This window comes from Bacillus hominis, from assembly GCF_030348325.1.
Taxonomy (GTDB): Bacteria; Bacillota; Bacilli; order Bacillales; family Bacillaceae_G; genus Bacillus_A; species Bacillus_A hominis.
The window spans coordinates 458,421-471,774 of the sequence record NZ_JAUCFS010000005.1 but is presented as its reverse complement, the minus strand read 5'-3'; the positions used below and the strand labels follow the sequence as shown (position 1 = coordinate 471,774).

Here is a 13,354-nt window from a genome sequence, read left to right as displayed (position 1 = left end):
TACAGTCTCTAAATTCAACATAAGTTTCGAATATAGTTATAAGCTTTCTGCTTCTGTTGTATTTACCTTTTCAACATATTCTATTTTGTTTCTCTTATTTTTTGTAGCACGGTAAAACAGTAAACAAACAATCATAAATGGAATACCACAATACAACGCCATTCTTTGTTCCGGAATAAAAGCCATGCCAACAATTACTGTTAAATTTAATACTAACGCAAGAAGTGGAACATAGGGATACAATGGTGTTTTAAATTTTAAGTCCTTAATATCCCCGCCCTGCTTCAAATATGTCCTTCTAGCTAATAAATTAGAAAGAGCAATAGATGCCCAAACTAATATTGCTCCGAACCCTGCAATTGAAAGCAGCCATAAATAAACTGTATCTTCCGCATAAATACCTGATAGTAATGAGAGACACCCGACAATTGTGCTTACAATCAACCCATAAATAGGAACACCGTTTTTAGATAACTTACCAAAAATCGGACTAATCATTCCTTGATTAGACATGGACCATAGCATACGGGAAGTTGCATATAATCCTGAATTTGCAACTGATAGTACCGCTGTAATAATAACAAAATTTATAATATCAGCCGCATAAGGAATACCAATTTTATCAAATACGACTACGAATGGGCTTTCTATCACGCCTGCTTGCTGCCAAGGAAATAGTCCCGCAAGAATAAAAATAGATAGTACGAAGAAAACGAGTATGCGCCAAACTGTATTATTAATTGCCTTCGGGATAGTTTTCTCTGGATTTTCACTCTCACCAGCTGCAATTCCAACTAGTTCTGTTCCTTGGAAGGAAAAATTAACTGCAATCATTGTAATTAAAATTGCTGATAATCCATTTGGAAACAACCCACCATAATCAGTAAAACTAGAAAACATCGGTGCTGGTTCATTTCCTTTCATATCTAGAAAGCCAAACATTGCTGCCCCGCCCAAAATAATAAATGCAATAATTGTAATTACTTTAATACTTGCAAACCAGAATTCAACTTCCGCAAAACTTTTCGAAGATAATGCATTAATAGCAAAAAGTAACGCCGCAAACACTACGCACCAAATCCATGATGATACGTCTGGAAACCAGCGTTTCATTAAAATACTAACTGCAATTAATTCAATACCTATCGTAGCGGACCAGTTTAACCAAGACATCCACCCTACTACATAACCCGCTGCAGGAGAAATGTGCTTTGTAGCATATGTTTGATAAGACCCTGCATCAGGCATCGCAACTGCTAACTCCCCTAGACAGAGCATCGTTAAATACATAACAAATCCTCCGACAAGATATGCTACAATCGCTCCTCCAGGCCCAGCTTCATGAATTGTATAACCAGATCCTAAAAAAAGACCAGTACCAATAACTCCTCCAAGTGCAATCATAAATATGTGCCTGCTTTTCAATTCCCTTTTTAATCCTTGATTTTGATCCATCATATAAATCCCCCCTTTTCACTTTGTAAACCCATTTAATGTAAGCGTTTTTATTTTTGTAGTAAAAAATAATGATTTAAAAGAGCAAAATACATATCACTTACATTAATCACTACCTGTTATCAAAAGGTCGTCCCTTACTGTTATTAATAGTTTTTGATCAGCGATAGCTTGTCCTTCTATCACTTCTAACGATTCGATATAACCACTGATTCCTACCTTAATTTCTACTTTCTGTTTATCTATTGTTTCAATTAACGCTAATTTCTCCCACTCATATACGTAAGAACTTTCAGTAACAAATAATTTCTCTACTTTCCCGTAACAAGGACTATACACGCCTTCTATAACCGTCTTCACTTGATAAATTCCTCCTCTTAATTAATTTGCACTGAAATGTCGCATACCCTATGAAAAGTTCTAATCCACCCACCCCTTCAATTTAGAGATTTCAATTACTATTTATGCAAGATACGTACCAATCCCAATATCTATGTGAAAATTAAGATTTCGTACAAAAAAATCTACATAACCGCAAAATTTTTCTATCGTTTTAAAAGTTTTAAAAGAAAAATAGCAAAAAAATTTTGCGATTTTGTTGGAATTTTAATAAAATTATAAAGAGTCAGTCTTCATAGGGTAAAACGAGGAGAAGATGATACATGCATACAGAAGAAATTAATTTTAAGCAAATTATTGAAATGAATATGTTATATGAAACTTTACTCAATGAACTCGATATCGGGATTCATATTATTAATGAGGAAAGTAAAACGATTATCTATAACCGTAAAATGATGGAAATTGAATCAATGGACCGCTTAGATGTGCTATATAAAAGTCCTTTAGACGTATTTGCATTTGAAGAAAATAAAAATAGTACTCTTATAGAGGCATTAAAACTTGGAAAAACAAACAAAAATATAAAACAAACGTATTTTAACAATAAAGGGCAAGAAATTACGACGATTAACGATACTTTTCCTATAATAGAAAATGGAAAAATTAAAGGCGCTATTGAAATTTCAAAAGAGATTAGTCATTTAAAGCAAACAATGAAAACGAACCTTTCTCGCAAACAAAATACTAAGTTTACCTTTGATCACATAATTGGTGATTCTAAAGCGATTCAATCGGTCATTACAGAAGCAAGAAGGGTAATACGTACGCCATCCTCCATACTTATCATCGGGGAAACAGGGACCGGTAAAGAGCTATTTGCGCAAAGCATCCATAATGAAAGCCAGCGTTCAACAAAACCATTTATTTCGCAAAACTGTGCCGCTATACCAGAAACCTTAATGGAAAGTCTACTATTTGGTACAAATCGAGGTGCTTTTACAGGAGCAATAGATAAAACTGGTTTATTTGAAGAAGCAAACGGTGGGACTTTGTTGTTAGATGAGATCAACTCATTAAGTCCAACACTTCAAGCTAAATTGCTGCGGGCTATACAAGAAAAAACAATACGAAGAATTGGAGGCACACAAGAAAAAGAAATTGATGTTCGTATTATAGCAACTATTAATGAAGATCCTCTTGAAGCCATAGCACACAATCGTTTAAGACAAGACTTATATTACCGATTAAGCGTTGTTACTCTATGTCTTCCACCTTTACGGGAACGAAAAGAAGATATTGCATATCTTGTTCAACACTTTATTGAAAAATACAATATCCAATTTAATCTTAGCGTAAAAGATGTAGATTTAAACGTAAATAACTTCTTCTATAAATATGATTGGCCTGGTAATGTGAGAGAACTAGAACATATAATTGAAGGCTCCATGAACTTAATAGAAGATGAAGATATCATAACAGCGTTCCATATGCCAACGCACTTTCGCGAACTAGCAAAAAAGGAACTCAATATGCAGACTTCGCTAACTAGTCACAATACTGATACGCCACAAACTTTAAAACGTTTAATCGAAGAAATGGAAAAGAAATATATCCATCAAATTCTTAAAGAAAATAAAGGTAATATCTCACAAGCCGCAAAATTTTTAGGATTGAGCAGACAAAACTTACAATATCGAATTAAAAAATTGCATTTACACATATGAAATGAATCTTTCTCCAAGTGCAAATAATTATTTGGAAGAATATATTAAAATATACATGTAACATGCTAGAAAGGGGCTATATATATGAGTAATGATACTAAGTTAAAGTTATTACAATACTTATACCTTCTCCCAGCCGTTCTATGTATGATGTTATTCATTAATGCTGATATGAGCAGCTTACCTTATGCAAAGCTCTTAGGTACAATTAGCGGCTCCTTTGCAGCTATTATGCTTGCTGCTTTTTGGAATTTAAAGCTACGTATGAAGAAAGAGAAATCTTCTTAATTCCAAAATGATAAAAAAATCGAGCCTAATCAGCTCGATTTTTTACTTATTATTAAAACTCAACACTCTCCAAATACAATCCGCTCGCCTCAGCAAGGCAATTAATTTGATTACGTTGTTTTTCCTCTAAAATGTTTGGAATTGCTTCAGCATCTAATTGTCCTAATCCAACTTCAATTAATGCTCCAACAATTTTCCGCACCATATTATGAAGGAATCCATTACCACTTACTCTAATTTGTACAAATCCTGCCTCTTCGAAAACCTCAAGCGTATATACTTCTCGAACCATAGACTTTTTCTTTGATTTCGCATTTGAAAAAGCAGTAAAGTCATGTGAACCAACTAAATGTTTCGCAGCTTCTTTCATGCTTTCCACATTTAATTTTTTATTCACGTGCATGCTGTGTTTACGCATAAATGGGTTCGTATGCTCTTCATTCCAAATCTTATAAAGATATGTTTTCGCCTTAGAGTTGTAACGAGCATGGAAACGATCTGAAACTTCTTCTACATTCGTAATACTAATATCATTTGGTAAATATTGATTTAAATACTTTTTCACTTTATGTTCTACTAACTTCTCATCACTTTTAAAGTTAGCTACTTGATTTAAAGCATGTACACCAGCATCTGTTCTGCTGCAACCGATAATTTCAATTTCTTTTCCGATCATTTCAGATATTACGCTTTCGATTTTCCCTTGAATCGTATTGTCGTTATTACCAAGACGCTGCCACCCTTTATAACGCGCACCGTCATACTGAATTGTTAATTTATAATTGTTCATTGTATTCTCCTTGCCTTTAATAGGCTAAAAATATAATCCCTCATACAGCTTTGCCATATGAGGGAACTATAACATATTGTTACTTCATTCCAAAAGGAATACAGTAATCTATTTACTAGTTTCTATTCGTACGAATCCAAGAATCTCCTAAATAAGTTCGAATCTTTAACCACCCAAATGACGTTGTAGATTCTTCAACTACAAATACCGTTTGTGGTGTAAAACTTCCAATCGATCTACCTAAAGGTTGATCAAATGCTGTAAAGACATTTGGTACATAGTAATAAGACCCTTGTGGTGCAATCCATTTTTCTCCAACATCAGCCTTGATTTTCTTCCAACCATTTTCTCCTTGTTGAAGTACTCTTACAGATTGAGCTGAAAATTTCACACCGTGATGCATGTACTTAGGTTCATTGTATCCATAAAAATCACGATTAATATGTTCCACATGTGGATAACGAACAATCCACTTTGGTCCTAAATACGTATTAATTAAAGACCAACCGTTTTCTTTTGTCTGCAAAATATTAACTGTTTGTGGAGCGAACCAAACATCTGGGTTTTTAGCTTCCGGGCTACTGTATGCTGCGAAATTCTGCTGCATTATTTGCGGCATTCCATTTACACTTGTCCACTTCTGCCCCAAATATGTATCAATTAGAATTTCACCTCTCAGTGTACCATCACGTGCAATAACAGTTTGAGGACCAAATATGTGCTTCGCACTGTCCATATTAATCCAATCAAAAGCTTCAAAAGTCCGATTAATTTCTACTTGAGCACCCTCAGGTGCAATAAATCCTCCACTAAACCTCCACCATCCACTAGGATGTCGATTTGTAACATAAACTCTTTCTCCTGGCTGAAGTTCTTTTTTCACAGGTGAATTAAAGCTGCGGCTTTCATACACTTTTAATGTTTTTGTTGTTTCATACGATTCCGCATACGCAGAAGTTGCGAATAAAGAAACGATTCCAAAAACAAATAATGCCAACCATTTTTTCATAAATCTTCTCCCTTTTAGCTTATTTTCTATAGCAAAATCGCTATAATACATACATATTGTAATTTATTAAAGCGTAGTGGTCTATACAATCTTAATACTGTATATTTTTACAAACTCATTTCGAATTTAGAAAGAAAAACTCATATACTCTCTACAGAAAATATGTATATTGATTATGTAACGTGATAAGTAATTACCTTGAATCTAGCTGCTAATATAACAAAAAATGTTGATGCAGTTAACTACATCAACATTTTTAATCCTTCTTATTTCAACTTTAATCTAACTACATTCTCCACATGAGCTGTATGTGGGAACATATCAACTGGTTGTACATATTCCACTTCATAACTCTTCATTAATGCGTTCACATCACGTGCTAACGATGATGGGTTACAAGACACGTAAACAACTTGTTTCGGTTTCACTTTTAAAATCGTTTCCAGTAATTTATCATCGCAACCTGTACGTGGTGGATCGACAACAATTACATCTGGACGCCATCCTTCTTTTACCCACTTTGGTAACCATTGTTCCGCTTTACCAGCTTCATATTTCGTATTTGTAAATCCGTGGCGTTTTGCATTTTTCTTTGCATCTTCAATTGCTTCTGGAATTACATCCATACCGCGCACTTCTGCTGCATCATTCGCAAGCCAAAGTCCAATCGTACCGACACCACAATAAGCGTCTACAATTTTCTCATTTCCTGTTAAAGCCGCTGCTTTTTTCGCTTCATCATATAAAACAACCGTTTGCTCCGGATTCAACTGGAAGAATGCACGTGCTGATAATTCAAATGATAAATCGCCAAGTGTTTCTTGAATTACTTCTTTTCCTGCTAATTTAAATGTTTTATCACCGAAAATAACAGATGTTTTACGCCAGTTTACGTTTTGCATAATTGATTTAACAGCTGGCATCTGTTTTTGTACTTCTGCGATAAACTGTTCTTTATTTGGTAATTCTTCTTTTGTTGTAATAAGTGTAACTTGTACTTCCCCTGTTTGAACTGCCGTACGTGTCACAATTGTGCGTACTAAACCTTTTTGTTTTTTCTCATTGTAAATAGAAACATTTAATTTTTCTAATATACGTCTTACAACTTTTGTCGCTTCATTCGTTGCTTTATGTTGAATCATACAATGAGAAATATCAATTAACTGATGTGAGTTTTGTTTATATAATCCTGTAATAACCTTTTCGTCTTTACGCCCCACTTGTAATTGACTCTTATTACGATAGTGCCATGGATTTTCCATACCAAGTGTCGGACGAATTTTCTCTTCCAGGCTGTTATTCATGTACTTCTCGAATGCCTGTACAACGATATCACGCTTTTGATTTAATTGTTCTTTATAATCTAAATGTTGTAACTGACAGCCACCACACTCCTCATATACTGAACATGGTGCTTTCACACGATGTGGTGATGATTTACGAACTTTTTTCACTTTTGCTTCAGCGAAGCCACGCTGAATTTTCGTTGCTTCAGCAACAACTTCTTCTCCTGGTAATGCCCCTGGAATGAAAACAACTTGTCTCTTAAAATAACCAACGCCTTCTCCGTTAATCCCAAGACGTTTAATTGTCACAGGGAACGTTTGACCAACTTCTAACTTACTCTCATGTTGCTTTTGTATCATTATTACACCTCTACTCTATACTTTTCCATAAATATAACGCTGCATAACTGCAGTATGGTTCACACTCTTGTTTCACGTTTTCTAAAAATGCATCATCAGGTTTATCATCTAATTGAAATACACCTTGCACTGCGCGCTGAATTCCTATGTCTGCTTTTGGAAACATATTTTTTCGTCCAAGCCCAAACATTAAAAAGTTTTGCACTGTCCATGCACCAATCCCCCTAATTGGTAACAATTGTGCCGAAACCTCTTCTTCCGCCCTGGTTTCTATACTCGCTAAATCTAATTTACCGCAGGCAATACTTTTTGCTAAACCTACTATATATTCAGCCTTCCGCTGACTAAACTTCTGCTCTCTCAATTCTTCTATTGAAATATTTGCTACTATTTCCGGAGTGGGGAAAAAGAATACACCGTTCTTCTCCGTTCCATATCGTTTTACAAATTGTTCTGTTAACACAGTAGCAAATTTCAAATTTATTTGTTGATGAATGATACAGCGAAGAAGACAAGCGAAATAATCGAATTCTAAAATAATTGGAGTATAGGCATACATTTCAAATAGTGGACGTAATGATGTGTTTAAAAAATGATTTTGTATATCTTGAAACGAATCATTCCAATGAAAAATGAACCTCATTCGTTTCATTACTTTCTCTGGATCTCCTGTCTGACTAGAAATCCAAAACTGTGGATTCTGAACAGTACCAATTCCCTGCAAGCGAACAACAATCTGTTCCTCGTCTATAAAAAGCGGGACATAAATAACTTGCTCTTCTAATTGAATGACGTTTAGAGGATCAAAAGATAAACGTTTTAATACTTCTCCAAAATGATACGGATACTCTAACGTAACATGTTCGCTCCACATACGTTTCCCCATCCTTTTTACACATCATTATAGCATGAGAAAACCGCAAGCATACATGCTTACGGTTGATTGCCTTTTACTAAGTCATCTAGACTTTTAAAATGATACCCTTTCTCGCGCAAATCATCAATGATTTTTGCAAGTGCTTCTGCATTATCTTTTGATATTGCATGAAGTAATAAAACAGATCCTGGATGAATCATCGTCATTACATTGTTATGCGCATATTGCCATCCTCTTTGCTGATCCACTTTCCAATCAAGAAATGCAAGTGACCAAAATACATTATAGTAGCCCATTTCTTTCGTAAGAGCTAATGTTCTTTCACTAAATACGCCGCGCGGAGGACGTACATATTTCACTTCTTTTTGCCCAGTTACTTTTTTTATTTCCTCTGTCACACTCGTTAATTCTTCACGAAGTTTTGCATCATTGACTGTTGTAAAATCAGGGTGACTCCACGAATGATTTCCAATAATATGTCCTTCATCCTTCATTCTTAATAGCAAATCTTTTTGTGTTTTAATATAATGCCCTGTTACAAAGAAAGTTGCCGGTACTTTTTTCTCTTTTAATACATCTAAGATTTTCCCTGTATATCCATTCTCATATCCATTATCGAATGTTAAATAAATATCTTTTTTCTTCGTGTCCCCTAAATAAAACCCACCATTTTTTTGTAGTAAATCCGTATATAGTTTCCCTGCATCTGGTACTGTTTCATTTTTAGGACGCGGAATCCCCCAGTTATGTGGAGTATTTGTATAAGCCAATGTTGAAACTGGAACAAGTGCCATCATAATTGAAAAAATGAGACCTATATATAACCATTTATATTTCATAAATAGTCTCCTTTCCATATATAATCGTACCTGTAGTTTCTGTTGCTGTGCATTCTTTCATGCTAAACATGTTTTTCTATATATACCAAAAAAATGCACCTCGAATGATTCGAGGTGCATTTTTGTTTACTTAAATACTGGCTCTTTAAAGCTCGCTAATTTTTCAAGTGATGTTTTATCAACATCAGCATGCAAACTATTACCATGAGAGTCCATCGTTACAACTGCTTTAAATCCTTCAATACGTAAGTGCCACATTGCTTCTGGAATACCAAATTGTAAGAAGTCAACATCCTGCACTTCTTTAATACATTCCGCATAATATTGCGCTGCACCGCCAATTGCATTTAAGTACACACCACCGTGTTCTTCTAAAGCAGCTAATGTTTTCGCACCCATTCCACCTTTACCAATTACAGCACGGATACCGAACTTTTTCATAATATCGCCTTGGTATGGTTCTTCACGAATACTTGTCGTTGGACCTGCCGCTTTAATTTGCCAATTGTCATTCTCATCTTTTACTACAACTGGACCACAGTGATAAATAATTTGTCCATTTAAGTCTACTGGGCAATCATTATCCATTAAATGCTTATGGATTGCGTCACGGCCTGTATACATCATGCCATTAATTGTTACAACATCACCAACACGAAGTTCACGAATTTGTTCTTCTGTAATTGGTGCTTGCAATACAATCTCACGTTGCTCTGTTTTTTCTTGTACTTCGTGCTGAAGTGTATCGTCACCTTCTTGATATAGCCAATCCATAATTTCTCCTGTTTCAGGATGGATTTTCACACCAAGACGGCGATATGCCCAGCAATTATACGCAACAGATACGTAAAAGCTAGCTGGCAAACGATTATATACGCCAATTTTACAACCAAGTAAAGTTGTTTCTCCGCCAAATCCCATCGTACCAATGCCAAGCTTATTCGCATTTTCTAATACGTACTCTTCAAGTTTTTGTAACTCTGGTACTGGATTAACATCATCTAATGTACGGAATAATTGATTTTTTGCTAATTCGTAACCTGATGTGCGGTCTCCCCCGATACCAACACCAATTACACCTGCACTACATCCTTGACCTTGCGCTTGATATACTGCATGAAGAAGGCATTTACGAATTCCTTCTAAATCACGACCTGCGCGTCCAAGTCCTTCTAATTCACACGGTAAGCTATACTGAATATTTTTATTCTCACAGCCGCCGCCCTTTAGAATTAAACGTGCATCAATATAATCTTTTTCCCATTGCTCAAACTTAATAACTGGTGTACCTGGACCTAAATTGTTTCCGCTATTATCTCCAAAAAGAGAGTCAACAGAGTTAGGACGGAGTTTACCATCTTTTGTCGCCCGCTCAAGCGCACTATAGATAGCTTCCTTCAGTTTTAATTGATTCACACCAACCGGTGTATAAATTTTAAACGTTGGCATCCCTGTATCTTGGCAAATCGGCGAGATATTATCATCTGCCATTTTAATGTTATTCGTAATTGTGCCAAGTGCCATCGCTGAACGAGTCCCTGCGTTTTCTCGCTCTTTCGCTTGTTGAATCGCACGACGAACATCTTTCGGTAAGTTCGTTGACGTTTCAACAACTAGTTGATACATGCTTTCTTGAAGCTTTTCCATTGTTACTTCCCCCTCAATTGTGAACGCTACCAAAACGTTATGAGATGAAAATTCCATCGTTATGCTCTTCAGCTTTTTATTTATCACGCTATTAAAGTATAAATGAAATTTTTCACAACTTGATTATACCTTTTTTTCTATATTCCTTCTATTATCCGTACAGAAAAAGGCTACCAATTTTGTATTGGCAGCCTTTTTAATATATTATTCGTCTTTTTTAAATTGCTCACATTTTAATTCTAATTCATCTAACATTGCAAGAAGACGATCTACATCTTCTAACTCTACTTCTTCAGGTTCAATTGTATCAATTACTTCAATGAACATATTTAAACGCTCTTTTAAATATACTAATTGTGTATCTTTATCTTGAATTGCTTTTCCCATGAAGGCACTCTCCTTTTAATTCGAGTTGCTTTTATTATACCGCAAAAATGATTGCTATGGGCATGAAATTTCATCAATTTTGTCACGGTCATCCGCTATAATATAAGCCCTCTCTCTTTTTCCGCCAAAAAGTTTCACTTTATAAAAAGTACATATTCTTCTATTATAGAGAATGGACAAATTGTTATTTCAATAGTCAAAGGAGTATTTCATATGACGATATCACAAAAAATGAAGCCGATTACTCCTTCTTACGATCCATGGGAAGCGTATATGGACCTTGAAGAGTACGGCAAACTACTATTAACAAACGTTGAGTTTACAACGACGACATTATGCAATATGCGTTGCGAGCATTGCGCTGTTGGTTACACATTACAGCCGAAAGATCCAAATCCGCTTCCGATGGAGCTTTTATTAAAACGATTAGATGAGATTCCTCATTTACGTTCTTTAAGTATTACTGGCGGAGAACCTATGCTTTCAAAGAAATCCGTCGACAACTATGTAACACCACTCTTAAAATATGCCCATGAACGAGGCGTTCGCACTCAAATTAACTCAAACTTAACTATAGATTTAGCACGTTACGAACAAATTATTCCCTACTTAGATGTATTGCATATTTCACATAACTGGGGAACAATTGATGACTTCGTTGAAGGCGGATTTGCAATGATGGAGCGCAAACCTACGTATGAACAACGTGCAAAATTATTCGAACGAATGATTACAAATAGTAAAGCTCTATCAGATGCAGGTGTACTCGTATCAGCTGAAACGATGCTAAATAAACGAACTCTACCACATATCGAGCATATTCATCGTCAAATCGTTGAAGAAATGGGTTGTAAACGTCATGAAGTGCATCCGATGTATCCAAGTGACTTCGCTAGCACACTTGAAATTTTAACAAAAGACGAAATTCGAAAAGCAATTGAACATTTATTAGAAATTCGTGATGAAAATGTATGGATGTTATTTGGAACATTACCTTTCTATGCATGTAGTGATGATGAACGCGATTTAGCTACATTTAAGAAATTACATGAAAGTAAAAATGTAACTGTACGTAATGATCCAGATGGCCGTTCTCGTTTAAATGTAAACATTTTCGATGGAAATATTATTGTGACGGACTTTGGTGATGTTCCACTTCTAGGAAACATACAAACACACACATTACAAGAAGCATATGAAAAATGGAGCGCTTCAAAAACAGCAAAATCATTAAGCTGTCATTGCCCTGCTGTGAAATGTCTTGGACCGAATGTTCTTGTAAAAAACAGCTACTATCCAACAGAAGATTTCTTATCAAAAAAATCAAACCTTATGTTATAAATAAAAACGTCAGCTTATATGGGCTGACGTTTTTTAATTTCATTGTGAATGCGACGAGGAAATAAATTTAAAAAACAAATGATCATGAATTGGAATAGCTGCCCCAATTCCTTGAGAGGTAACATTTTTTATAACAAGCCTTTTTTGATTTCCTTTTAAAACAAGGTACACTTCTCCAAACGTTACTTTTCCTTTTTCATTTACTGCTGGCGTATAAGCGTATAAATATCCTAGTTGACTTGGACTAATATTATATACTCGCTCATGTCCAGTACCATAACCAATGGTTGTTTTAAATGAAAGTGGCAACTGTACTTTTTCAAGTGCTTTTAGCAGCATCATTTTTTTCACATCTGTAGCATCTTTCATATCTGCAGTTAAATCGCCTTCGATTGTCTTTTGAGTTTCTTGTTTATAGCGAAGTGGATATAAGCGATCTCCTCCGCGATTATCGTACACATTTCGATTCACTTGTTTATATTCCCAATTAATCGATGTATCTATTGATTCATAATTTAATGCCCATTGACCTAAATAAATTTTCGCCCGGTACCCTACCGCAAGCGGTGCATTCGAAATTGTTGTTTCATTAAACATTCGAATTAAATCGGGATTTTCAATTTTGATATTTGCTGTTTTCAATAGTTCCTGAGCAAACTTACTTGGCTGCAAGCGCGGCAAATCTTGTGCATCATTTGGAAACGTATTATCTTTTGAAATATTTAAAACAGATGAAGGCATTTTTATTTCTACCGTTGTCTTTGCAAAACTACTGTTAGGAAATAATAAAATAAACGAGACCATGGTTGAAAGACATATGCTGTATACTCGTTTCACCTGTCTGGCTCCTTCCTATGTAAAGGTATATAAATTACTGTATTTATCCCGCATTAACGGGCAGTAAGATTTCCAACTTAATATTCCGATTAAACAAAGAAATCAGTTTGGAAATCAACTGCCCGTTAAAGCCCGATTGGTTCAGCTAATAATTAGTGGGGGGTGAACCCCC

The 13,354-nt window shown here is 35.3% G+C and carries 13 protein-coding genes; 3 read left to right on the top strand and 10 right to left on the bottom strand.

Translation table 11 applies throughout. The features are described 5' to 3' along the window. Positions 1-36: 36 nt before the first annotated feature. Together QUF93_RS04835 and QUF93_RS04830 are read right to left on the bottom strand one after the other, a co-directional pair. The gene (locus tag QUF93_RS04835; RefSeq protein ID WP_289358024.1) at positions 37-1,458 is read right to left on the bottom strand and encodes an amino acid permease; all 1,422 of its coding nucleotides are present in this window, start codon (positions 1,456-1,458) and stop codon (positions 37-39) included. Between the two features lie 102 nt (positions 1,459-1,560). Then, positions 1,561-1,815 carry a biotin/lipoyl attachment domain-containing protein gene (locus QUF93_RS04830; RefSeq protein ID WP_000859491.1) on the bottom strand — a complete coding sequence of 85 codons (255 nt, stop codon included), beginning with the start codon at positions 1,813-1,815 and terminating at the stop codon, positions 1,561-1,563. A gap of 302 nt (positions 1,816-2,117) precedes the next feature. Between QUF93_RS04830 and QUF93_RS04825 the strand changes: the two genes are divergently transcribed. Next, positions 2,118-3,521: a sigma-54 interaction domain-containing protein gene (locus tag QUF93_RS04825; RefSeq protein ID WP_289375218.1), complete on the top strand. Its 1,404-nt coding sequence runs from the start codon at positions 2,118-2,120 to the stop codon at positions 3,519-3,521. 84 nt (positions 3,522-3,605) lie between these two features. Next, on the top strand, positions 3,606-3,809 hold the full coding sequence (locus tag QUF93_RS04820) for a hypothetical protein (RefSeq protein ID WP_289358022.1): 204 nt from the start codon (positions 3,606-3,608) through the stop codon (positions 3,807-3,809). A gap of 52 nt (positions 3,810-3,861) precedes the next feature. Here the strand turns inward: QUF93_RS04820 and truA are convergent, their stop codons facing one another. The 7 genes from truA to QUF93_RS04785 all read right to left on the bottom strand — a co-directional run bounded on the left by truA (position 3,862) and on the right by QUF93_RS04785 (position 11,004). Further along, complete coding sequence (gene truA / locus QUF93_RS04815) at positions 3,862-4,599, bottom strand: tRNA pseudouridine(38-40) synthase TruA (RefSeq protein ID WP_289358021.1); 738 nt, start codon at positions 4,597-4,599, stop codon at positions 3,862-3,864. A 115-nt stretch (positions 4,600-4,714) separates the two neighbouring features. Beyond that, on the bottom strand, positions 4,715-5,608 hold the full coding sequence (locus tag QUF93_RS04810) for an S-layer protein (protein WP_289358020.1): 894 nt from the start codon (positions 5,606-5,608) through the stop codon (positions 4,715-4,717). A 266-nt stretch (positions 5,609-5,874) separates the two neighbouring features. Beyond that, the gene (rlmD, locus tag QUF93_RS04805; RefSeq protein WP_097811638.1) at positions 5,875-7,254 is read right to left on the bottom strand and encodes a 23S rRNA (uracil(1939)-C(5))-methyltransferase RlmD; all 1,380 of its coding nucleotides are present in this window, start codon (positions 7,252-7,254) and stop codon (positions 5,875-5,877) included. A gap of 10 nt (positions 7,255-7,264) precedes the next feature. Beyond that, on the bottom strand, positions 7,265-8,128 hold the full coding sequence (locus tag QUF93_RS04800; RefSeq protein WP_289358019.1) for a DNA-3-methyladenine glycosylase family protein: 864 nt from the start codon (positions 8,126-8,128) through the stop codon (positions 7,265-7,267). A 59-nt stretch (positions 8,129-8,187) separates the two neighbouring features. Next, positions 8,188-8,970 carry a delta-lactam-biosynthetic de-N-acetylase gene (pdaA, locus tag QUF93_RS04795; RefSeq protein ID WP_289358018.1) on the bottom strand — a complete coding sequence of 261 codons (783 nt, stop codon included), beginning with the start codon at positions 8,968-8,970 and terminating at the stop codon, positions 8,188-8,190. A 126-nt stretch (positions 8,971-9,096) separates the two neighbouring features. Then, complete coding sequence (gene fumA / locus QUF93_RS04790) at positions 9,097-10,617, bottom strand: class I fumarate hydratase (protein ID WP_289358017.1); 1,521 nt, start codon at positions 10,615-10,617, stop codon at positions 9,097-9,099. Between the two features lie 204 nt (positions 10,618-10,821). Continuing rightward, the gene (locus QUF93_RS04785; RefSeq protein ID WP_000513558.1) at positions 10,822-11,004 is read right to left on the bottom strand and encodes an SE1561 family protein; all 183 of its coding nucleotides are present in this window, start codon (positions 11,002-11,004) and stop codon (positions 10,822-10,824) included. 213 nt (positions 11,005-11,217) lie between these two features. On the opposite strand from QUF93_RS04785, the gene yfkAB reads away from it, so the two are divergent. After that, positions 11,218-12,345 (top strand): radical SAM/CxCxxxxC motif protein YfkAB, encoded by a 1,128-nt coding sequence (yfkAB, locus tag QUF93_RS04780; RefSeq protein ID WP_002115879.1) that lies wholly within the window; start codon positions 11,218-11,220, stop codon positions 12,343-12,345. A 39-nt stretch (positions 12,346-12,384) separates the two neighbouring features. Here the strand turns inward: yfkAB and QUF93_RS04775 are convergent, their stop codons facing one another. Next, a complete protein-coding gene (locus QUF93_RS04775; RefSeq protein WP_289358016.1) occupies positions 12,385-13,182 on the bottom strand; it encodes a YfkD famly protein in 798 nt (265 codons plus the stop codon). Positions 13,183-13,354: the final 172 nt, after the last annotated feature.